The organism is Pseudomonas sp. App30 (assembly GCF_047947025.1).
GTDB lineage: Bacteria > Pseudomonadota > Gammaproteobacteria > Pseudomonadales > Pseudomonadaceae > Aquipseudomonas.
On sequence record NZ_CP133165.1, the window covers coordinates 3,844,596 to 3,863,797 of the forward strand.

General features: G+C 64.2%; 20 protein-coding genes. 6 read left to right on the forward strand and 14 right to left on the reverse strand.

All coding sequences use genetic code 11. The features are described from left to right. Window positions 1-6: 6 nt before the first annotated feature. The 4 genes from spoT to RAM80_RS17990 form a co-directional block, all read right to left on the reverse strand. Window positions 7-2,115 (reverse strand): bifunctional GTP diphosphokinase/guanosine-3',5'-bis pyrophosphate 3'-pyrophosphohydrolase, encoded by a 2,109-nt coding sequence (gene spoT, locus RAM80_RS17975; protein ID WP_416421819.1) that lies wholly within the window; start codon window positions 2,113-2,115, stop codon window positions 7-9. A gap of 57 nt (window positions 2,116-2,172) precedes the next feature. Continuing rightward, window positions 2,173-2,436: a DNA-directed RNA polymerase subunit omega gene (rpoZ, locus tag RAM80_RS17980; RefSeq protein ID WP_003177259.1), complete on the reverse strand. Its 264-nt coding sequence runs from the start codon at window positions 2,434-2,436 to the stop codon at window positions 2,173-2,175. Window positions 2,437-2,601: 165 nt separating this feature from the next. Next, entirely contained in the window at window positions 2,602-3,222 is a 621-nt protein-coding gene (gmk, locus tag RAM80_RS17985; protein ID WP_416421820.1) for a guanylate kinase, read from the reverse strand. A gap of 12 nt (window positions 3,223-3,234) precedes the next feature. Beyond that, entirely contained in the window at window positions 3,235-4,098 is an 864-nt protein-coding gene (locus RAM80_RS17990) for a YicC/YloC family endoribonuclease (RefSeq protein ID WP_416421821.1), read from the reverse strand. Between the two features lie 230 nt (window positions 4,099-4,328). On the opposite strand from RAM80_RS17990, the gene rph reads away from it, so the two are divergent. Continuing rightward, complete coding sequence (gene rph / locus RAM80_RS17995) at window positions 4,329-5,051, forward strand: ribonuclease PH (RefSeq protein ID WP_416421822.1); 723 nt, start codon at window positions 4,329-4,331, stop codon at window positions 5,049-5,051. Between the two features lie 126 nt (window positions 5,052-5,177). On the opposite strand, the gene RAM80_RS18000 is transcribed toward rph, so the two are convergent. Further along, window positions 5,178-5,957 carry an exodeoxyribonuclease III gene (locus RAM80_RS18000; protein WP_008366828.1) on the reverse strand — a complete coding sequence of 260 codons (780 nt, stop codon included), beginning with the start codon at window positions 5,955-5,957 and terminating at the stop codon, window positions 5,178-5,180. Between the two features lie 80 nt (window positions 5,958-6,037). Here RAM80_RS18000 and pyrE point away from each other — a divergent pair, with 80 nt between their 5' ends. Both pyrE and RAM80_RS18010 read left to right on the forward strand, forming a co-directional pair. Then, window positions 6,038-6,679, forward strand: coding sequence for an orotate phosphoribosyltransferase (gene pyrE, locus RAM80_RS18005; protein ID WP_416421823.1), 642 nt, complete (start codon window positions 6,038-6,040; stop codon window positions 6,677-6,679). Window positions 6,680-6,683: 4 nt separating this feature from the next. Beyond that, the gene (locus RAM80_RS18010) at window positions 6,684-7,286 is read left to right on the forward strand and encodes a DUF4124 domain-containing protein (protein ID WP_416421824.1); all 603 of its coding nucleotides are present in this window, start codon (window positions 6,684-6,686) and stop codon (window positions 7,284-7,286) included. A gap of 40 nt (window positions 7,287-7,326) precedes the next feature. Here RAM80_RS18010 and argB read toward each other — a convergent pair whose 3' ends face one another. The 4 genes from argB to coaBC all read right to left on the reverse strand — a co-directional run bounded on the left by argB (window position 7,327) and on the right by coaBC (window position 12,481). Next, complete coding sequence (gene argB / locus RAM80_RS18015) at window positions 7,327-8,232, reverse strand: acetylglutamate kinase (protein WP_008366823.1); 906 nt, start codon at window positions 8,230-8,232, stop codon at window positions 7,327-7,329. A 20-nt stretch (window positions 8,233-8,252) separates the two neighbouring features. Next, window positions 8,253-9,650, reverse strand: coding sequence for a phosphomannomutase/phosphoglucomutase (locus RAM80_RS18020; RefSeq protein ID WP_416427513.1), 1,398 nt, complete (start codon window positions 9,648-9,650; stop codon window positions 8,253-8,255). A gap of 1,164 nt (window positions 9,651-10,814) precedes the next feature. Beyond that, a complete protein-coding gene (gene dut / locus RAM80_RS18025; RefSeq protein ID WP_416421825.1) occupies window positions 10,815-11,270 on the reverse strand; it encodes a dUTP diphosphatase in 456 nt (151 codons plus the stop codon). A 2-nt stretch (window positions 11,271-11,272) separates the two neighbouring features. Next, window positions 11,273-12,481 carry a bifunctional phosphopantothenoylcysteine decarboxylase/phosphopantothenate--cysteine ligase CoaBC gene (gene coaBC, locus RAM80_RS18030; RefSeq protein ID WP_416421826.1) on the reverse strand — a complete coding sequence of 403 codons (1,209 nt, stop codon included), beginning with the start codon at window positions 12,479-12,481 and terminating at the stop codon, window positions 11,273-11,275. A 132-nt stretch (window positions 12,482-12,613) separates the two neighbouring features. Between coaBC and radC the strand changes: the two genes are divergently transcribed. After that, the gene (gene radC / locus RAM80_RS18035; protein ID WP_416421827.1) at window positions 12,614-13,288 is read left to right on the forward strand and encodes a RadC family protein; all 675 of its coding nucleotides are present in this window, start codon (window positions 12,614-12,616) and stop codon (window positions 13,286-13,288) included. An 81-nt stretch (window positions 13,289-13,369) separates the two neighbouring features. Here radC and RAM80_RS18040 read toward each other — a convergent pair whose 3' ends face one another. The 4 genes from RAM80_RS18040 to RAM80_RS18055 form a co-directional block, all read right to left on the reverse strand. Continuing rightward, window positions 13,370-13,642: a type II toxin-antitoxin system RelE/ParE family toxin gene (locus RAM80_RS18040; protein WP_416421828.1), complete on the reverse strand. Its 273-nt coding sequence runs from the start codon at window positions 13,640-13,642 to the stop codon at window positions 13,370-13,372. Further along, window positions 13,620-13,883 carry a CopG family ribbon-helix-helix protein gene (locus RAM80_RS18045; RefSeq protein ID WP_416421829.1) on the reverse strand — a complete coding sequence of 88 codons (264 nt, stop codon included), beginning with the start codon at window positions 13,881-13,883 and terminating at the stop codon, window positions 13,620-13,622. Before RAM80_RS18045 ends, RAM80_RS18040 begins: the two co-directional genes overlap by 23 nt. Window positions 13,884-13,984: 101 nt before the next feature. Beyond that, on the reverse strand, window positions 13,985-16,132 hold the full coding sequence (locus tag RAM80_RS18050) for a methyl-accepting chemotaxis protein (RefSeq protein ID WP_416421830.1): 2,148 nt from the start codon (window positions 16,130-16,132) through the stop codon (window positions 13,985-13,987). A 170-nt stretch (window positions 16,133-16,302) separates the two neighbouring features. Continuing rightward, entirely contained in the window at window positions 16,303-17,892 is a 1,590-nt protein-coding gene (locus RAM80_RS18055) for an ABC transporter substrate-binding protein (protein WP_416421831.1), read from the reverse strand. A gap of 373 nt (window positions 17,893-18,265) precedes the next feature. On the opposite strand from RAM80_RS18055, the gene rpmB reads away from it, so the two are divergent. Continuing rightward, on the forward strand, window positions 18,266-18,502 hold the full coding sequence (gene rpmB / locus RAM80_RS18060; RefSeq protein ID WP_008366806.1) for a 50S ribosomal protein L28: 237 nt from the start codon (window positions 18,266-18,268) through the stop codon (window positions 18,500-18,502). 12 nt (window positions 18,503-18,514) lie between these two features. Continuing rightward, window positions 18,515-18,670 carry a 50S ribosomal protein L33 gene (gene rpmG, locus RAM80_RS18065; RefSeq protein WP_016772554.1) on the forward strand — a complete coding sequence of 52 codons (156 nt, stop codon included), beginning with the start codon at window positions 18,515-18,517 and terminating at the stop codon, window positions 18,668-18,670. Between the two features lie 56 nt (window positions 18,671-18,726). Here the strand turns inward: rpmG and RAM80_RS18070 are convergent, their stop codons facing one another. Continuing rightward, window positions 18,727-19,089, reverse strand: a complete 363-nt coding sequence (locus tag RAM80_RS18070) for a cupin domain-containing protein (RefSeq protein ID WP_416421832.1) — start codon at window positions 19,087-19,089, stop codon at window positions 18,727-18,729. Between the last annotated feature and the right edge of the window lie 113 nt (window positions 19,090-19,202).

A 19,202-nucleotide genomic window follows, 5' to 3' on the forward strand; every position in this document is an offset into this window, starting at 1 on the left:
GCCGCGTTACGCACGCATCCGCGTGATACGGATGACGCCGGTCAGCGCCCGCAGTTTCTTGATCACGCGAGCCAGGTGCACGCGGTCGTGCACGCTGACGACCAACTGGACCACGCTGATGCGACCATCGCGCTCGTCCATGCTGATCTTCTCGATATTGCCATCGGCGGCGTTGACGCTGCTGGCCAGCAGGGCAATCAGGCCGCGCTGGTGCTCGAGCTCCACGCGCAGCTCGACATTGAATTCGCCCGTGACGTCCTTGGCCCAGGAAAGCTGGATGCACTTTTCCGGGTTGTGGCGGATTTCACTGATGTTGCGGCAGTTTTCCAGGTGCACGACCATGCCCTTGCCCGCCGACAGGTGGCCGACGATAGGGTCGCCCGGGATTGGCGTGCAGCACTTGGCGTAGCTGAGCACCAGGCCTTCGGTGCCGCGGATGGCCAGCGGGCCTTCCGGGCTGGGCAACTGCTCGCCTTCGCTGGCCAGCAGGCGGCGCGCCACCACGTAGGCCATGCGGTTGCCCAAACCGATGTCCTCGAGCAGGTCTTCGATCTGCTCCAGGCGGTATTCGGCCAGCATGGCGTGTACGCGTTCAGCGGGAATGTTTTCCAGGGCACTGTCGAAGCCGTTGAGCACCTTGTTCAGCAGGCGTTCGCCCAGGCTGATGGACTCGGAGCGGCGCTGCAGCTTCAGCGCGTGGCGAATGTGCGTGCGCGCCTTGCCGGTGACCACGAAATTGAGCCAGGCCGGGTTCGGCCGTGCGCCCGGCGCGCTGACGATTTCCACCGTGGAGCCGCTTTGCAGCGGTTCGGACAGTGGCGCCAGGCGGCGGTTGATGCGGCAGGCGATGCAGCTGTTGCCCACGTCGGTGTGCACCGCGTAGGCGAAGTCGACAGCCGTGGAGCCTTTGGGCAGCTCCATGATGCGGCCCTTGGGCGTGAACACGTAGACCTCGTCCGGGAACAGGTCGATCTTCACGCTTTCGATGAATTCCAGGGAGTTGCCGGCACGTTGCTGCATTTCCAGCACGCCCTTGACCCACTGGCGGGCACGGGCATGGGTGCCCTTGGGCTGTTCGTCGTCGCTGGACTTGTACAGCCAATGGGCGGCGATGCCGTTGTTGGCCATCTCTTCCATTTCACGGGTACGGATCTGGATCTCGATCGGTACGCCGTGCATGCCGAACAGCGTGGTGTGCAGCGACTGGTAGCCGTTGGCCTTGGGGATCGCGATGTAATCCTTGAAGCGCCCAGGCAGCGGTTTGTACAAATTATGCACGGCGCCGAGCACGCGGTAGCAAGTGTCGACCTTGTCCACCACGATGCGGAAGGCGTACACGTCCATGATCTCGTTGAAGGCGCGGCGCTTGCCGCGCATCTTCTTGTAGATGCCATAGATGTGCTTCTGGCGGCCGCTGACGTCGCCCTCGATACCGTCCACGGCCAGGCAATGGCTCAGGGACTGCTCGATCTTCTGGACGATTTCCTTGCGGTTGCCGCGGGCGCGCTTCACCGCCTGGTAGATGCGCGCGGAGCGCATGGGGTACATGGCCTTGAAGCCCAGGTCCTCGAATTCCACGCGCACGTTGTGCATGCCCAGCCGGTTGGCGATGGGGGCGTAGATTTCCAGGGTTTCCTTGGCGATGCGCCGGCGTTTTTCGCCAGACAGTACTTCCAGGGTGCGCATGTTGTGCAGTCGGTCGGCCAGCTTGACCAGGATCACGCGAATGTCGCGTGCCATGGCCATGGCCATCTTCTGGAAGTTCTCGGCCTGGGCCTCGGCTTTGGTCTCGAAGTTCATCTGGGTCAGCTTGCTGACCCCATCCACCAGTTCCGCCACGGTCTCGCCAAACTGCGAGCTGAGGGCTTCCTTGGCGATGCCGGTGTCTTCGATCACGTCATGCAGCATGGCCGCCATCAGGCTCTGATGGTCCATGTGCATGTCGGCAAGAATGTTTGCCACCGCCAGCGGATGCGTGACGTAAGGCTCGCCGCTGCGGCGGCGTTGGCCGTCGTGGGCTTGTTCGGCGTAGAAGTACGCCCGGCGGACCAGGTTGACCTGGTCGGCACCGAGGTAGGTCGATAAGCGATCGGCGAGGGCGTCTATGCTCGGCATGATGACTCCTGCCGTAGGCTGTGTTCCCGCGCCGTGCTACGTCGACCAGGCATAGGCTTAGACGGCCTCGTTGGACTCGTCCTCGAACGCTGCGAACAGCGGTTCGTCCTCGACGATTTCGGCGTTGGCGATGAACTCGTAGCTCATCAGGCCTTCGGCGATTTCGCGCAGGGCCACAACGGTAGGCTTGTCGTTTTCCCACTGGACCAGGGGCTCTTTGCCGCCGGTGGCCAGTTGACGGGCACGCTTGGTAGAGAGCATGACCAGCTCAAAGCGGTTTTCCACGTGTTCTAGACAGTCTTCAACGGTTACGCGGGCCATGGTCTTCCTCGTAGCAAATGCAGTATGCGCGCAGCCCGGATGGGCGAGCGGACTCGATAGTTTAAAAAATCACCAGCGTTTAGGGAAGCGCTGATTTTCAAACAGCTCGCCAGGGCGCTGCGTAGACACCTCAACGGTAACCTATCGCAGCGCGGAAAGCTTCATTCAAGCCAGTAATTGGCTCAATAGATCGGTAAAACGACCCTGTTGCTGGGCTTGCTCCAGGGTATTGGCGCGGAAAATCGCCTTCAGGTCGTCCAGCGCGGTGGCGAAATCGTCGTTGATCACCAGGTAGTCGTATTCGACGTAGTGGCTCATCTCGCTGACGGCTTCGCGCATGCGCCCGTCGATGATCTCGTCACTGTCCTGGCCACGATTGGTCAGGCGCTGGCGCAGGGCCTGCTGGGTTGGCGGCAGGATGAAGATGGAACGCGCCGCCGGCATCAGCTTGCGCACCTGCTGGGCGCCCTGCCAGTCGATTTCCAGGATCAGGTCGTGGCCTTCGTCCAGGGTCTGCTGCAGGGTGCTCTGCGAGGTGCCGTAGAGGTTGCCGAACACTTCGGCCTGCTCCAGGAAGTCGCCGTGCTCGATCATGCGCACGAACTCGGCACGATCGACGAAGTGGTAGTTCACGCCGTTCACCTCGCCCGGGCGCATGGCGCGGGTGGTGTGCGAGACCGAGACACGAATGTTCGGCTGCGCGTTGATCAGCGCATTGACCAGGCTGGTCTTGCCCGCGCCCGAAGGGGCGGAAACGATGTACAGGGTGCCGGTGCTGTGGTTCATTCTGCGGTTGCCTTACTCAATATTCTGCACTTGTTCACGCATCTGCTCGATCAACACCTTGAGGTTGACCGCAGCCTGGGTGCTGCGCGGGTCGAAGGCCTTGGAGCCCAGTGTGTTTGCTTCGCGGTTGAGTTCCTGCATCAGGAAGTCCAGGCGCCGGCCTGCCGCGCCGCCAGCCTTGAGCACGCGCCGCACCTCGGTGACGTGGGTGCTGAGGCGGTCCAGCTCCTCGGCGACATCGCTCTTCTGCGCCAGCAGCACCATTTCCTGCTCCAGGCGCTGGGGGTCGAGCTCGACCTGCATGTCGGCGAAGCGATCGAGGATCTTCTGGCGCTGCACGGCCAGCATGTGTGGCACCTGGCTGCGCAGGGTCTTGACCTCGGTGGCCATGGCGTCGAGGCGGTCGTTGATCAGCCGGGCCAGTTCGGCCCCTTCGCGGTCGCGACCGGCCTTGAGTTCCTTGAGCGCTTCGTTGAACAGCTCGATGGCTTCCTGGTTCAGCGCCTGCGGGTCGGCGGCGTCGGCCACCAGCACGCCGGGCCAGCCCAGCACTTCCAGCGGGTTGAGCGCGGCGGGCTGCTTGATCAGGCTGGCGACGGTCTCGGCGGCGGCCACCAGTTGCGCGGCGCGCTCACGGTCGACCTGCAGCGGCTTGCCGCTGTTCACCTCGCAAAAACGCAGGGTGCATTCCACCTTGCCGCGCGAAATGCCCTGGCGCAGTGCTTCGCGCACGGCGATTTCCAGGTCGCGGAAGGCTTCGGGCAGGCGCAGGTGCGGTTCCAGGTAGCGGTGGTTGACCGAGCGCAATTCCCAGCTGAGGGTCCCCTGGGTGCCCGCCCGTTCGACGCGGGCGAAGGCGGTCATGCTGTGCACCATGGGAGTACCTCGCAGAAAGGGAATGAAAGCCGTACGGCTGCAAAGGCGCAGGATTGTAGCGCACCGGTGCGTCGGCGCCCAAACCATTGCTGTTACAGCATGTCGACCGTCTGGCTGAAAAATGTTTCCCCTGGCACGCGCGCCATGGTGTTGCAACTCAAGTCGGGCATTAAATGACCACAGGTCTTATAATGCTCGGCAGTTTTCGTTCCTCAGTACAGGTATCCCAGATGAAACGTCCAAGTGGTCGCGCTGCCGATCAGCTCCGCTCGATCCGCATCACCCGCAACTACACCAAGCACGCCGAAGGGTCTGTACTGGTCGAGTTCGGTGACACCAAGGTTATCTGCACGGTCAGCGTCGAGAATGGCGTGCCGCGCTTCCTGAAGGGTCAGGGCCAGGGTTGGCTGACCGCCGAGTACGGCATGCTGCCGCGTGCCACCGGCGAGCGTAACCAGCGCGAAGCGAGCAAGGGCAAGCAGGGCGGCCGCACCCTGGAAATCCAGCGCCTGATCGGCCGTTCGCTGCGCGCAGCCCTGGACATGTCCAAGCTGGGCGACGTCACCCTGTACGTCGACTGCGACGTGATCCAGGCCGACGGCGGCACCCGCACCGCGTCCATCACCGGTGCCATGGTGGCCCTGGTCGACGCGCTGAAAGTGATCAAGAAACGTGGCGGCCTAAAAGGCGGCGACCCGCTCAAGCACATGATCTCCGCCGTGTCGGTGGGCATGTACCAGGGCGAGCCGGTGCTGGACCTGGACTACCTGGAAGACTCGGCTGCCGAGACCGACCTGAACGTGGTGATGACCAGCGCAGGCGGTTTCATCGAAGTGCAGGGCACCGCCGAAGGCGCGCCGTTCCAGCCTGCCGAGCTGAACGCCATGCTGGCGTTGGCGCAGAAAGGCATGGTCGAGCTGTTCGAGCTGCAGCAAGCCGCGTTGGCTGATTAAATAGCCTGTGGGAGCTGGCTTGCCAGCGAGCTTTTCGAGGTCAAAAGCTCGCTGGCAAGCCAGCTCCCACAAAAGCCGCACACAAAAAAGCCGACCCAAGGGTCGGCTTTTTTGCGCCTCGACCATTCAGATGGTCAAGGTCCAGTCATAGTCCACGATGAACGGGGCATGCTGGGAGAAGCGCGGCTGGCGTGGCAGGCGAGCGCTGCGCACGAAGCGCCGCAGGCCTGGGGTCAGCAGCTGGTAGTCGAAGCGCCAGCCCAGGTTGAGCATCTCGGCCTGTTCGTTATCGGGCCACCAGCTGTACTGGTCGCCTTCGCGGCTGACTTCGCGCAGGGCATCCACGTAGCCCATGTTGCCAACGATCTCGTCCATCCAGGCACGTTCCGGCGCCAGGAAGCCGGGCGACTGCTGGCTGTCGCGCCAGTTCTTGATGTCCAGCTTCTGCTGCGCCACATACAGCGAGCCGCAGTAGATGTACTCGCGGCGCTTGCGGCGCTGCTTGTCCAGGTACTTGCCGAAGTCGTCCATCAACTTGAACTTCTGGTTCAAGTCTTCATCGCCATTCTGGCCCGAAGGCAACAGCAGGGTGGCGATGCTCAATTTGTCGAAGTCTGCTTGCAGGTAGCGCCCGTAGCGGTCGGCTGTCTCGAAGCCGAGGCCGCTGATTACCGCCTTGGGTTGCAACCGCGAGTAAAGTGCCACGCCACCTTGGGTGGGCACTTCGGCATCGCAGGCATAAAGGAAGTAGCCATCCAGTTGGAAGGCTGGATCGTCCAGTTCAAAGGCGGAGGCACGAGTATCCTGCAGGCAGATGACGTCGGCATTCTGTGCCTGCAGCCAACTGAGCAAACCACGCTCGACTGCGGCATGAATACCATTAACGTTCACACTGATGATCCGCATAAATGGCCCCAAAAATCTCGTGCGTGTATGATACCCGAGCTCAACTCAATTAGCTAAAGCCGTGGTATTCGGGACTTTTTATGCACGCCTATCAACGCGACTTCATTCGTTTTGCCATCGATCGCGGGGTACTGCGTTTCGGTGAGTTCACCCTGAAATCCGGGCGCACCAGTCCTTATTTCTTCAATGCCGGCCTGTTCAACAGCGGTACTGCCCTGGCCCAGCTGGGTAAATACTACGCGGCCGCCGTGGTTGAAAGCGGTATCGCCTTCGACGTGCTGTTTGGCCCAGCCTACAAGGGTATTCCCCTGGCAGCGGCCACCGCAGTGCAGCTGGCCGAGCACCATGGCATCGATATTCCGTGGTGCTTCAACCGCAAGGAAGCCAAGGATCACGGCGAAGGTGGCAGCCTGGTGGGCTCGCCGCTGGAAGGCGACATCCTGATCATCGACGACGTGATCACTGCAGGCACCGCCATTCGCGAAGTGATGCAGATCATCACTGCCCAGAATGCCAAGGCTGCCGGCGTGCTGATCGCCTTGAACCGCCAGGAGCGCGGCAACGGCGAGCTGTCGGCGATCCAGGAAGTGGAACGTGACTTCGGCATTCCAGTGGTCAGCATCGTGTCCCTGGACCAGGTGCTGGAGTTCCTGGCCGACGACGCCGAGCTCAAGCAACACCTGCCGGCCGTGCAGGCCTACCGCGCCCAGTTCGGTATCTGACTGGGTGACTGCCGTGCGAGGTTTCGCCACGTGCTGCCTGCTGGCGGCGCTGGCGGCCTCGCCCGCGTGGTCTGCCGACGGCCCGCCGCTGGTGTTCTACCGCTACGTGGACAGCCACGGGGTAACCGTGCTGGACCGCCAGGGCGTGCCGCCCGAATACGTCGGCAAGGGCTATGAAGTGCTCAACGCCCAGGGCCGCGTGGTGCAGACCGTGCCGCCCGCCCCCAGCGCCGACGAATTGCGCCAGCAGCAGGCGGCCAGCGCCCAGGCGGCGGCAGACAACCAACTGCTGCATCTCTACCCCAGCCTCAGTGAACTCGACCGTGCCAGGGCGCAGCGCCTTGCCGAGATCGATGGCATGGTGGCGATCGCGAATGGCAACCTGGTGACCATGCAAGGGCAGCGCAACAGTTTGCAGGCGCAGGCGGCGGAGCTGGAGCGCAACGGCCAGCCGGTGCCGCAGGAGCTGCTGGAGCAGATGAAGGCCATCGAGGGCCAGCGTGCGGATGTCAGCGCGCGGATCGTCAACTACCAGGCCACGCGGCAGCAGATCGACCAGCAGTTTGCCCGGGACCGGGCGCGGTTGGCGAAGCTGTTGGGGAATTGAGCGGAGCCTGACGCGGCCTGGCGGCCGCGTCAGGTGGCAATCAATGACGCTTGCGGTTGCTGATCATGGTGCCCATGCCGATATCGGTGAAGATTTCCAGCAGGGTGGCGTTGGGCACGCGGCCATCGATGATGTGCGAGCTGGTCACGCCGCCCTGCACCGCTTCCAGCGCGCAACGGATCTTGGGCAGCATGCCGCCGTAGATGGTGCCGTCGGCGATCAGCGCGTTCACCTGTTCGGTGTTCAGGCCGGTCAGCACGTTGCCCTGCTTGTCCATCAGGCCGGCGATGTTGGTCAGCAGCATCAGCTTCTCGGCCTTCAGCGCCTCGGCGACCTTGCCGGCCACCAGGTCAGCGTTGATGTTGTAGGACTCGCCGTCCGGGCCCACGCCGATCGGCGCGATCACCGGAATGAAGTCGCCCTTCACCAGCATGTTCAGCAGGTCGGTGTTCACGCCGACCACTTCGCCCACGTGGCCGATGTCGATGATTTCCGGCTTGGTCATTTCCGGGGTCTGGCGGGTGACCTGCAGTTTTTTCGCGCGGATCAGCTCCGCGTCCTTGCCGGTCAGGCCGATGGCGCTGCCGCCGTGGCGGTTGATCAGGTTGACGATGTCCTTGTTCACCTGGCCGCCGAGGACCATTTCCACCACGTCCATGGTCTGGGCGTCGGTGACGCGCATGCCGTCGATGAACTCGCTCTTGATCGACAGGCGGTTGAGCAGGTCACCGATCTGCGGGCCACCACCGTGGACGACCACCGGGTTGATGCCCACGGCCTTCATCAGCACGATGTCGCGGGCAAAGCCGGTCTTGAGCTCTTCGCTCTCCATGGCGTTGCCGCCGTACTTGATCACCAGCGTCTTGCCGACGAAGCGGCGGATGTAGGGCAGCGCTTCGGACAGTACCTTGGCGACGTTGGTGGCGGCATCACGTTCGAGGGTCATGCAGGGCTCCAGTGAAACAATCAGAACGGTAATTGGAGATCAGGGGCGATTTTTTGCAGCTCTGCGCGGAAAACGTCCTGGATGCGCTCGAGTTCCGCCTGGTCGTCGGCCTCGAAACGCAGCACCAGCACAGGTGTAGTGTTGGAGGCGCGTACCAGCCCCCAGCCCTTGGGATAGTCCACCCGCACACCGTCGATGGTGGTCAGGTTGGCGTCGCCCCAGTGTGCGTCGCGTTGCAGAGCATCAATGATGCTGAATTTACCCTCGTCGGTCACATGTATATTGAGTTCGGGGGTAGAAATATCGTTCGGGAACGCCGCGAACAGCGCTTCGGCGCTGTCTTTGCCCTGGCTGAGGATCTCCAGCAGCCGCGCGGCGCTATAGATGCCGTCGTCGAAGCCGTACCAGCGCTCCTTGAAGAAGATGTGCCCACTCATCTCGCCCGCCAGCAGCGCGCCGGTGAGCTTCATGTGCTTCTTGATCAGCGAGTGGCCGGTCTTCCACATGACGGGGCGGCCGCCGTAGCTGCTGATCAGCGGGCTGAGGCGGCGGCTGCACTTGACGTCGAAGATCACGTCGGCGCCCGGGTTGCGGGCCACCACGTCCCTTGCAAACAGCATCAGCAGGCGGTCGGGGTACACCACGGTGCCGGTGTTGGTCACCACGCCCACGCGGTCGCCGTCGCCGTCGAAGGCCAGGCCCAGGTCGGCGCCGGTCTCGCGCACCTTGGCAATCAGGTCCTCGAGGTTCTCGAGCTTGCCCGGGTCGGGGTGATGGTTGGGGAAGTTGCCGTCCACTTCGCAGAACAGTGGGATGACCTCGCAGCCCAGCGCTTCGATCAGCTGCGGGGCGATGACGCCGGCGGCGCCGTTGCCGCAGTCCACCACCACCTTCAGCCGACGTGCCAGGACGATGTCGTCGCGAATGCGCTGTACATAGCGGTCGAGAATCTCGACCTGCTCGACCGTGCCCTGGCCACTGGCCAGGTCGTTGTCCTTCAGGCGCTGGTGCAGGGCCAGGATTTGCTCGTTGGCGAGGGTGTCGCCGGCGATGACGATCTTGAAGCCGTTGTAGTCGCGCGGGTTGTGGCTGCCGGTCAGCATCACGCCGGACTTGCCAGCCAGCACGTTGGCGGCGAAATACAGCGCCGGGGTCGGCACCAGGCCGACGTCGGTGACGTGGCAGCCGCAGTCGGCGATGCCCTGGATCAGCTGTTGCACCAGCACCGGGCCAGACAGCCGGCCATCGCGGCCCACGGCCACGTTGGGCTCGCCCTGGGCCAGGCTCTGCGAGCCGATGGCGCGGCCGATCCAGTAGGCGGCCTCGGCGGTCAGGGTGTCGCCGAACACACCGCGGATGTCGTAGGCGCGGAAAATGCTCTCGGGAAGCCGGGGGGCGACGTGCGCTTGGCCATTCATTGGGTTGCGGGGCTCCATGTTCTTGGGGGCCTGGTCGTGCGTGGGAAGCGCTGGTTCGAGCAGGCCGGTGTCCGTGGGCAGCGGCATCAGCGGCATCGCGGGCGCAGCTGGCGAGGCGTGGCGATTACCCTGCAGCGACAGCCGGGCGAGGCTTGCCGCCACCACGTTGAGCTCTGGCAGGCTCAGGCTGAAGGCTTTGACGGCTTTTCCGCCCGAGAGTTCTTGGATCAGCTGGGTCAATTGCCGGGCATCGCTCGCCAGTTGCTCGCGCAAGCGCCGGGCCAGCATGCCCAGGGCCAGCCACGCGCCGCCGATGGCGAGCAGCAGGGCCAGGGGCCAGAACACCAGGCTGCGCCACTGCAGCGCGGGCTTGAACAGAGTGCCGGGGGTGAAGACCAGGGTCCAGTTGCCGGCGGTGACCGGGTAATGGTCGTCCAGCACCGCGGTGCCGGTCTTGAACAGGCTCTGCGCCGCGCCCTGGTCAAAGCGTTGCTGCAGCTCCACTTCGCCGAAATCGGCGGGCAGGGCCGCGAATGCCGTGGTCAGGGCACCGAGGTCGAAACTCAGCAGCAGGGTGCCCAGCACGTTGGTGCCGCTGGCGTCATGGACGGGCGCCAGGCTGTATACCAGCCAGCGCTCGCCGACTTTCTGCGCCTGCAGCAGCGGCCGCGCGCCGGCCTCGACCTGGCGAATCAGGTCCAGGCTGACGAAATTGACTGGCGAGGGGCGGTTGTTGTCCAGCGCTGCCTGGCCGCGGGCGACGGCGTAGGCGTCCACCAGGCCGGGCAGGTAGTCCAGCGCGGCCAATAGGGCGCCGGGCTGCGCGGTGGCCTGGGTGGCGTGCAGCACTTCCTGCTGGTGGGTGGCACTGTCGGTCTGCGCCACCAGGATGGCCGCCTGCTTCTGCAGTTCCAGGCCCTGGTTGCTGGCGGCGACCTGCGCCATCGAGCGGTACAGCGCGGCTGGCGACGGGCTGGGCAGGCCAAGACCTACCAGCACGGTCGCCACGGCCAGCCCCATCACCGCCACCCACAGGGCGCTGCGGATCTGGGGCGCACTGGTGTCAGTGGCGCGGACCTGGCCGCCAGCTGTGAAATCGTTCACTGCGCATCTCCCTTTGACGCTCGGCTAGCCGGCCGCGATTTCGCTGTTACTCCAGCGTAGTCAATGGCTGCCGGAGTGGCCGAACCCCCCAGCACCGCGCTGGGTTTCGTCGAATGTATCGACCAGTTCGAAGTGAGCTTGAACCACCGGCACCAGCACCAGCTGGGCGATGCGCTCGCCGATGGCGATGTTGAAGGCGGTCTGGCCACGGTTCCAGCACGACACCATCAGCTCGCCCTGGTAGTCGGAGTCGATCAGGCCCACCAGGTTGCCCAGCACGATACCGTGCTTGTGGCCCAGGCCCGAGCGCGGCAGGATCATGGCCGCAAGGCCCGGGTCGCCGATGTAGATGGACAGGCCGGTAGGAATCAGCAGGGTCTGGCCCGGCTCAAGGACAGTGTCTTCCTTGAGCATGGCGCGCAGGTCCAGGCCGGCGGAGCCGGGGGTGGCGTACTGCGGCAGGGGGAATTCGCTGCCGATGCGTGGGTCGAGAATCTTGGCTTGCAAAGCGTGCATGGTTAAACCTGGTCGAGCCGTTGGGCGATGAAGGAAACGATCTGGCGGGCAATCTTGCCCTTGCTGGTCTGGCTGAACACCGTGGTGTTGAGCCCGCGGTCAATCAGGCTGACCGCGTTTTCCTCGCTGTTGAAGCCGATGCTGGGGTTGGCCACGTCATTGGCGACAATCAGGTCGAGGTTCTTGTCTTTGAGTTTGCGTGCAGCGTAGTCGAGCAGGTGCTCGGTCTCGGCGGCAAAGCCGACGCTAAAGGGGCGATCCGGGCGCGTGGCGATAGTGGCCAGGATGTCCGGGTTGCGCACCATTTGCAGGAGAAGGCCGTCGCCGTTTGTAGGGTCTTTCTTCAATTTCTGTGCGGCAACCACCTCGGGGCGATAGTCAGCCACCGCCGCCGAGGCAATGAATACGTCGCAGGGGATCGCGGCCTCGCAGGCGGCCAGCATGTCGCGGGCGCTGACCACGTCGATGCGGTTGACCCGGTCCGGCGTGGGCAGGTGCACCGGGCCGCTGATCAGCGTCACCCGGGCGCCGGCTTCCACCGCGGCCTCGGCCAGGGCGAAGCCCATCTTGCCGGAGCTGTGGTTGGTGATGTAGCGCACCGGGTCGATGTTTTCCTGGGTGGGGCCGGCGGTGATCACCACATGCTTGCCGGTCAGCACCTGGCGCTGGAAGCAGTCGGCGGCGCACTGGGCCAGCTCAGTGGCCTCCAGCATGCGGCCCAGGCCGATGTCGCCGCAGGCCTGGCTGCCGGCCGCAGGGCCGAACACTTTCATGTCGCGGCTTTGCAGCAGTTGCAGGTTGGCCTGGGTGGCCGGGTCGCGCCACATGGCCTGGTTCATGGCCGGGGCCAGCGCCACGGTGGCGTCGGTGGCCAGCACCAGGGTGGTCAGCAGGTCGTTGGCCAGGCCCTGGGCCAGGCGCGCGATCAGGTCGGCGGTAGCGGGTGCGATCAGCACCAGGTCGGCCCACTTGGCCAGTTCGATGTGGCCCATGGCGGCTTCGGCCGCCGGGTCCAGCAGGTCCAGGTGCACGGGGTGGCCCGACAGGGCCTGCATGGTCAGCGGGGTAATGAATTCGGCGCCGCCGCGGGTCATGACCACGCGCACTTCGGCGCCCTGGTCCAGAAGCCTGCGAACCAGCTCGGCGCTCTTGTAGGCGGCAATGCCGCCGCCGACGCCCAGAACGATGCGTTTTCGATACAGCCGCTGCATAGGCCTGCCTTCAGATCCAGTGATTACGCTCGGTGATGGCACCTCCCCGGGCCGGCTCACCGTGCAAAAAAGATGGGCTAAGATAGCACAGCGCCAAGCAGGGAGCAGCGCACACACAGGCAAGGAGATGCCATGAGTATTCGTGATTGGCCGGCGGCGGAACGGCCCCGGGAAAAGCTGTTGAAGCACGGGGCAGCGGCCCTTTCGGACGCCGAGTTGCTGGCGATATTCCTGCGCACGGGGGTGGCCGGCAAAAGCGCGGTGGACCTTGCGCGTACGCTGCTGGAGGGTTTTGGCAGCCTGCGCGCGCTGCTGGAGGCCGAGCAGAAGACCTTCAGCAGCCATTTGGGGTTGGGGCCGGCCAAGTTCGCCCAGTTGCAGGCGGTGCTGGAAATGGCCCGCCGCCACCTGGCCGAGCGCCTGACCCGCGATTCGGCCCTGGAAAGCCCGCGTGCCGTGCGCGACTACCTCAAGGCCATGCTGCGGCACGAGCCCCACGAGGTGTTTGGCTGCCTGTTCCTGGACACCAAGCACCGGGTGCTGGCTTTCGAGGTGCTGTTTCGCGGTTCCATCGACGGCGCCACGGTGTACCCCCGGCAGGTGGTCAAGCGTGCGTTGGCCTATAACGCCGCGGCGCTGATCCTGTGCCACAACCATCCTTCGGGTAACCCGGCCCCCAGCCAGGCCGACCGCGTGCTGACCCAGCGCCTCAAGGAAGCCCTGGGCCTGGTGGAGGTGCGGGTGCTGGACCACATCATCATTGGCGAGGGGGAGCCGCTGTCGATGGTGGAGTATGGTTGGCTTTGAGCCGGTGGCCGCGCCAGGGCTTATCGCGGCGTCCGGGGACGCGGCCTATGGCCGCTGCTACGGGGGGTTCGCCTACGCTTATCAGTCTTCCAGGCGTTCGGCGTGCTGGTGCAGGATCCGATAGACCAGCAGGGCATTGCCCTTGACGCTATACACCGCGCGGTAAGGGTATTTCGAGAAGATCAGTTCCCTGCAATCGGGAATGTCGGAAGCCCGGCCGAGCTGGGGGAAGGCTTCAAGCGCGGCAAGCGCCTCGAGCACGCTGAAAACGACGGCTTCGGCTCTTTCGTTGCCAATCAAGCGAGCGTAATGCTCGAAAACGCCCTCCAGGTCACTTTCCGCCTTGCTGGTCAATGCGATTCTTGGCACGCGCTTCCCACTTAGCCTTCACGGCATCCAATTCGGTCAGGTTGCCTGCTTCCGCGTCCGCGATCCCTTCGGCTACGGCGCGAAAATGCCAGGATTCGGCTTCTACATAGCGAGCCAGGGCGCGTTTCAGATGGTACTGGCGGTCACGGTCGGTTGCCGCGGCCAACTGGTCGAGTTGGTCGATCAGGTCGGGTTCCACGCGGAAGGACAGCACAGGTGAGGCCATGGTAGCACTCCAGAAATAGCGCGTATACGTTGTCTACAGTTGTCGACGTTAGGGCCGGCTGTCACCAATGTCAACGTTTTGCCGAATATTTCAACCAAACGTCACGCCGCCCCCGCCGTCACCTCGAACTGCCCCACCAGCTGCTGAAGCTTGCTGGCATTGAGCTTCACCCGCTCGGCGCTGTGCTGCAGCACCACCACGGTCTGGCGCATGTCGCCGCTGGCCTGGTCCACCTGCTTGATGGTCTGGCCGCAGTCCAGGCTCTTTTCGTTGAGCTGCTGGATGATGCCGAACAGGTTGTCCACGGCTTCGTGCAGGTGCACGTTCTCCGAGGAGGCGTTTTCGGCCAGGCGCAGGCTGTCGTCGACGTTCTGCACGCCGCCTTCCATGAACGCCACGGCGCTGCGGGTTTCGTTCTGTAGGCCCTCGACCATGTTGCGGATCTGCCCGGCCGCCTGGGCGGTGCGGCTGGCCAGGGTGCGGACTTCGTCGGCGACCACGGCGAAGCCACGGCCGTTTTCACCGGCGCGGGCGGCTTCGATGGCGGCGTTCAGGGCCAGCAGGTTGGTCTGGTTGGTGATGTCGGTGATCAGCCCGGTGAAGGTGCCGATCTCGCTCATGCGCTTGTCCAGCTCCTGCACGCTGGCGGCGGAGCGTTGCACCACGTCGCGGATGGACTGGGTGCCGGCCTGCACCGAGGCGAACTGCGCCTGGGCGCGCAGCACCACCTCGTCCATGGCGCGCTTCATCTGCTCGGCGGTCAGCGACGCCTGCTGAATCTCGCCCAGCTGGCCTTCGACGATGATCATCATGCGGTGGATGGCCTGGGCCACGTCGTTGGAGGTCTGCCCGGCCATGCGGCTCTTGCCCAGCATCATCTCGTTGGTCTGGCCCACCGAATGGGACGCGACGATGACCTGGCCCACCACGGCGTCCAGGTTGTCGATGAAGCTGTTGATCCAGCGGCCCATGTCGCCGGTCTCGTCGTTGGCCAGGGTGCTGGTGTCCAGGCGCTGGCGCAGGTTGCCCTCGCCTTCGGCAATGGTGCGGATGACGTCGGTCATGCCTTCCAGGCGCGCGGCCAGGCGCTTGGGCCCCAGGGCGCTGAACAGCCAGGCGGCCAGCAGGATGCTGCCGGCCTGGAGCAGGTCGATGAAGGTCTGTGCCAGGCCGCTGTAGTGCTGCACGGCGAAGTTGCAGGCAAACAGCGCGGCCATGGTCGCCAGGTACGGTTTCATCAGGCCATGGGTCAGCGAGCGGCGGCGGTAGACCTCTTCCAGGTCGGCCTCGCACATCATGCCCCAGCGGTCTGGCGAGCCGGGCAGCTGGAAGGTCACGCCCTTGCCGATCACGGGGATGTGGCGGTAGTCGGAATAGCCGGGGTAGCTGACGAACAGGTTGCTGCCGGCGCGCATGGTTTCGCGGATGCCGGGGTGCAGCTGGCCGGTGGCGGGGTCGGTGAAGCGCAGTTCCAGCTCGGTGTGGCGCTGCACGCGCACGGTGCCGAAGGCGGTGCGCACGCCGTCCTTGAGGTTATCGCCACCGGTGAAGGTGCCGTCCTCGAAGCGTGACCGCGACAGCGCGGTGCCGGGCGCCACGGCGGGGTCGAACTGCGGGCGCACCATGAACAGGTAGTTGTCGCCGGACTCGGGGTAGATGTGCCCGGCTTCGCGCTGGATCAGGTCGCCCAGCACGTCGTTGGGTACCCGTCCGCACAGGCAACCGACGACGTTGCCGTGCTGGCTGAGCGGCTGGTAGAACATCAGCGTCACCTCGTCGTGGAAGCGCGAGGTGGAGGGGCCAGCTTGCAGGGTCAGCGGGTCAACATAGGGGCCATGCAGGAACGGCGCTTTCAAGCCTGCCTTGAGGGCGGCCGGGTTCACCTGGCGGTTTGCCGGGCCGGCGAAGGTGCTGGCCAGCAGCGCGCCGCTCGCGTCGATCACGAACAGCTCGGAGAACGATGGCGCCTGGCGCAGTTTGTCGGCCAGCAACCCGGCGTCCACCCCGCCGGGCTCGCGCGCCAGCACCGCGGCCAGCTCGCCCAGGTGCTGCCATTGCTCGTGTGCCCAGCTGTGCAGCAGCTTCACGCGGGTGTCGGCGATGGCTTCGAAGGTTTTTTCCAGGGTGTGGCCAGCGCCGCTGTTCCAGTGGCAGGCCCAGCGCATGGCCAGCTTGCCGGTCTTGCCGAACCAGGGCAGCCAGCGGCGCTCGGCGGGGGAAAGCTGCATGGAGTCGCTACGCAGGGTCATGGCCATTCCTTACATTGACTACAAAGGATGACCTGGTGATAGCAAATTGCCTGCCACGTCGTTTCCCAGCCAATCGACGGCGTTTGCAGAACAACCTGGCGGTTCGTTTCGCCCCTGAAACGTGCAGGGCCGCGATGCGGCCCTGATTTGGTGCAATTACTCCAGGCGCATCAAGGGCTTACCGTAACCTTGGCAAAGTCCTGGCGGCCAAACGGGCTGACCTCGTAGCCCTTCACGCTGCTGCGCGCCAGCACGGCGGCGGTGGGGTGGGCCAGTGGCACCCACAGCGCCTGCTCCTGGATCTGCTGCTGCGCCTGCAGGTACAGGCGGCTGCGCACGCCCTGGTCGCCGGTGGTCTTGCCGGCGGTGATCAGCTTGTCCAGCGACGGCTCGCAGTAGCGGGCGAAGTTGGTGCCCGACTGCACGGCGGCGCAGGAAAACTGCGGGGTCAGGAAGTTATCCGGGTCGCCGTTGTCGCCCGCCCAGCCCATGAACAGCAGGTCGTGCTCGCCGGCCTTGGCGCGGCGGATCAACTCGCCCCACTCGATCACGCGGATGTCGGCCTTGATGCCGACCTTGCCCAGGTCAGCCTGGAGCATCTGTGCGCCCAGGCTGGGGTTGGGGTTGAGCAGGCTGCCGGAAGGGCGGGTCCAGATGGTGGTGCTGAAGCCATCCGCAAGGCCAGCCTTGGCCAGCAGGTCGCGGGCCTTGGCCGGGTCATAGCTGTAGCCGGGCAGGTCCTTGGCGTAGCTCCAGGTGTTGGGCGGGTAGGGGCCGTTGGCGGCGGTGGCGGTGCCTTCAAACACTGCCTTCAGGTAGTTGGCCTTGTCGAAAGCCAGGTTGATGGCCTGGCGCACCTGGGGCTTGTCCAGCGGCGGGTGCTGGCTGTTGATGGCCACGAACGCGGTCATGAAGGCCGGGGTCTTGATCACCTGCAGGGCGCTGTCGCTGGCGGCCGCGGCGATGTCCAGCGGCTTGGGCGACAGGGCGATCTGGCACTCGTTGCGCTTGAGTTTCTGCAGGCGCACGGTGGGGTCGCCGGTGATAGCGAAGATCAGCGGGTCGACCGCCGGCTTGCCACGGAAGTAGCTGGGGTTGGCGCGGTAGCGCACCACGGCGTCCTTCTGGAAGCGGCCAAAGACGAAGGGGCCGGTGCCGATGGGTTGGCTGTTGAGCTTGTCCTGGGCGTTGGCGCGCAGCAGTTGGTCGGCGTACTCCGACGAGTAGATGGACGCGAAGCCCATGGTCAGGGTGGCCAGGAAGGTCGAGTCGGGGTGGTTGAGGGTGAAGCGCACGGTCAGCGGGTCCACCGCGTCGACCTTCTTGATCAGGTCAGGCAACTGCATCGACTGGGCGTGGGGGAAGCCGCTCTGGGCCACCTTGTGCCACGGGTTGCCGGCGTCGAGCATGCGCTGGAAGCTGAACACCACGTCTTCGGCGCTGAGGTCACGGGTGGGGCTGAAGTACTCGGTCTTGTGGAACTTCACCCCGGGGTGAAGCTTGAACTCGTAGGTCAGGCCGTCGGTGGAAAGGGTCCAGCTGTCGGCCAGGCTTGGGACAACCTTGCCCTGGGCGGTATCGTAGTCCACCAGGCGGTTCATCAGCACGTCGGCCGAGGCGTTGGTGGTGGTCAGGGAGTTGTATTGCACCACGTCGAAGCCCTCGGGGCTGGCTTCGGTGCACACGGTCAGCGGGGCCGCATGGGCCAGCAGCGGGCTGAAAAGGGGAGCGAGCAGCAGCGGCAAAGTCGCTAGGCGCATGGTGGGATCCTTGGCTGATTGATGACCCATCTGCCAGTGCAGTCTGGAGAAAGGTCCTACCCTAGTGATCTCTGGCGCCGTTGACCATCCAAATTTTCGTTGCCGGCGCGACGAGCGGTTCAGGGCCAGCGCGCCCTGTAACGGCGGCCTTTGCGCTGCGGCGAGGGCTTTGGTGCGGAATTGAAAGTGCGGTCGGAGTTGTTGCACGCAGGTCTTTCTGGTATAAAGCAGCGCTCTTTTCTAGGGGCCCGGATCCTTCGCCGACAGGCGAGGCTGGTAAGACCCCTGAAGAAACGCGGCGCCTGGCGCCAAGACTGAGAGATAAGCGGCCAACCCATGCCGGGTTGGGCATGTGGTTTTAGAGGGCTGAGGCATGTCGAGAGTATGTCAAGTTACCGGTAAGGGTCCGGTGACTGGGAATAACATTTCCCACGCAAACAACAAAACCCGTCGTCGTTTCCTGCCGAACCTGCAGCATCACCGCTTCTGGGTCGAGTCCGAGAAGCGTTTCGTGCGTCTGCGCGTATCCGCCAAAGGCATGCGTATCATCGACAAGCGCGGCATTGATGTCGTGCTGGCCGAAATCCGCGCTGCTGGCGCCAAGGTCTAAGGGAGCAAAATCATGCGTGAATTGATTCGTTTGATTTCGAGTGCCGGTACTGGTCATTTCTACACTACCGACAAGAACAAGCGTACTACCCCGGACAAAATCGAGATCAAGAAATATGATCCGGTTGTTCGCAAGCACGTGATGTACAAAGAAGGCAAAATCAAGTAATTGATTTTCGCCCGAAAAAAAAGGCCCGCATCTCACGATGCGGGCCTTTTTTTTGCTCAGGCTTTTTGCTCGAACATCACGTAGATCTTGCGGCACGGCTCCAGCACTTCCCAGGTGCCACGGAAGCCTGCCGGGATCACGAAGCGGTCGCCCACCCGCAGGGTCTTGGCGTTGCCGTCCAGGTCGCGCAGCACGGACACACCTTGCACGATCTCGCAGTACTCATGCTCGGTATAGTTGACGGTCCACTGGCCCACTTCGCCTTCCCACACGCCCGCGCCAAATTGCTCGCAGGGGCTTGAGTAGTGGTGGTGGACCTTTTGCGCAGGGTCGCCCTTGAGAATCTTTTCCGCGGCGGGGCGGTAGTGATCGGCTGGCGTGGTGGCCAGGGCAAAGTCGACGATGGTGGCGATGCTCATGGGCGAATCCTCCTCAGTTGTCCAATAAAACAAACATGACACGGCTTTTTACTGTTTGTTGTCAAATATATTGAAAATTCGGGTCCGGGTGGTTTAGGGTAACGGATGCCGTG

Excerpts from the sequence above, each read along its gene's own strand:
- spoT (WP_416421819.1), bottom strand. The coding sequence starts at position 2,115 with ATGCCGAGCATAGACGCCCTCGCCGATCGCTTATCGACCTACCTCGGT.
- rpoZ (WP_003177259.1), bottom strand. The coding sequence starts at position 2,436 with ATGGCCCGCGTAACCGTTGAAGACTGTCTAGAACACGTGGAAAACCGC.
- gmk (WP_416421820.1), bottom strand. The coding sequence starts at position 3,222 with ATGAACCACAGCACCGGCACCCTGTACATCGTTTCCGCCCCTTCGGGC.
- RAM80_RS17990 (WP_416421821.1), bottom strand. The coding sequence starts at position 4,098 with ATGGTGCACAGCATGACCGCCTTCGCCCGCGTCGAACGGGCGGGCACC.
- rph (WP_416421822.1), top strand. The coding sequence starts at position 4,329 with ATGAAACGTCCAAGTGGTCGCGCTGCCGATCAGCTCCGCTCGATCCGC.
- RAM80_RS18000 (WP_008366828.1), bottom strand. The coding sequence starts at position 5,957 with ATGCGGATCATCAGTGTGAACGTTAATGGTATTCATGCCGCAGTCGAG.
- pyrE (WP_416421823.1), top strand. The coding sequence starts at position 6,038 with ATGCACGCCTATCAACGCGACTTCATTCGTTTTGCCATCGATCGCGGG.
- argB (WP_008366823.1), bottom strand. The coding sequence starts at position 8,232 with ATGACCCTCGAACGTGATGCCGCCACCAACGTCGCCAAGGTACTGTCC.
- RAM80_RS18020 (WP_416427513.1), bottom strand. The coding sequence starts at position 9,650 with ATGAATGGCCAAGCGCACGTCGCCCCCCGGCTTCCCGAGAGCATTTTC.
- dut (WP_416421825.1), bottom strand. The coding sequence starts at position 11,270 with ATGCACGCTTTGCAAGCCAAGATTCTCGACCCACGCATCGGCAGCGAA.
- coaBC (WP_416421826.1), bottom strand. The coding sequence starts at position 12,481 with ATGCAGCGGCTGTATCGAAAACGCATCGTTCTGGGCGTCGGCGGCGGC.
- radC (WP_416421827.1), top strand. The coding sequence starts at position 12,614 with ATGAGTATTCGTGATTGGCCGGCGGCGGAACGGCCCCGGGAAAAGCTG.
- RAM80_RS18045 (WP_416421829.1), bottom strand. The coding sequence starts at position 13,883 with ATGGCCTCACCTGTGCTGTCCTTCCGCGTGGAACCCGACCTGATCGAC.
- RAM80_RS18050 (WP_416421830.1), bottom strand. The coding sequence starts at position 16,132 with ATGACCCTGCGTAGCGACTCCATGCAGCTTTCCCCCGCCGAGCGCCGC.
- RAM80_RS18055 (WP_416421831.1), bottom strand. The coding sequence starts at position 17,892 with ATGCGCCTAGCGACTTTGCCGCTGCTGCTCGCTCCCCTTTTCAGCCCG.
- rpmB (WP_008366806.1), top strand. The coding sequence starts at position 18,266 with ATGTCGAGAGTATGTCAAGTTACCGGTAAGGGTCCGGTGACTGGGAAT.
- rpmG (WP_016772554.1), top strand. The coding sequence starts at position 18,515 with ATGCGTGAATTGATTCGTTTGATTTCGAGTGCCGGTACTGGTCATTTC.
- RAM80_RS18070 (WP_416421832.1), bottom strand. The coding sequence starts at position 19,089 with ATGAGCATCGCCACCATCGTCGACTTTGCCCTGGCCACCACGCCAGCC.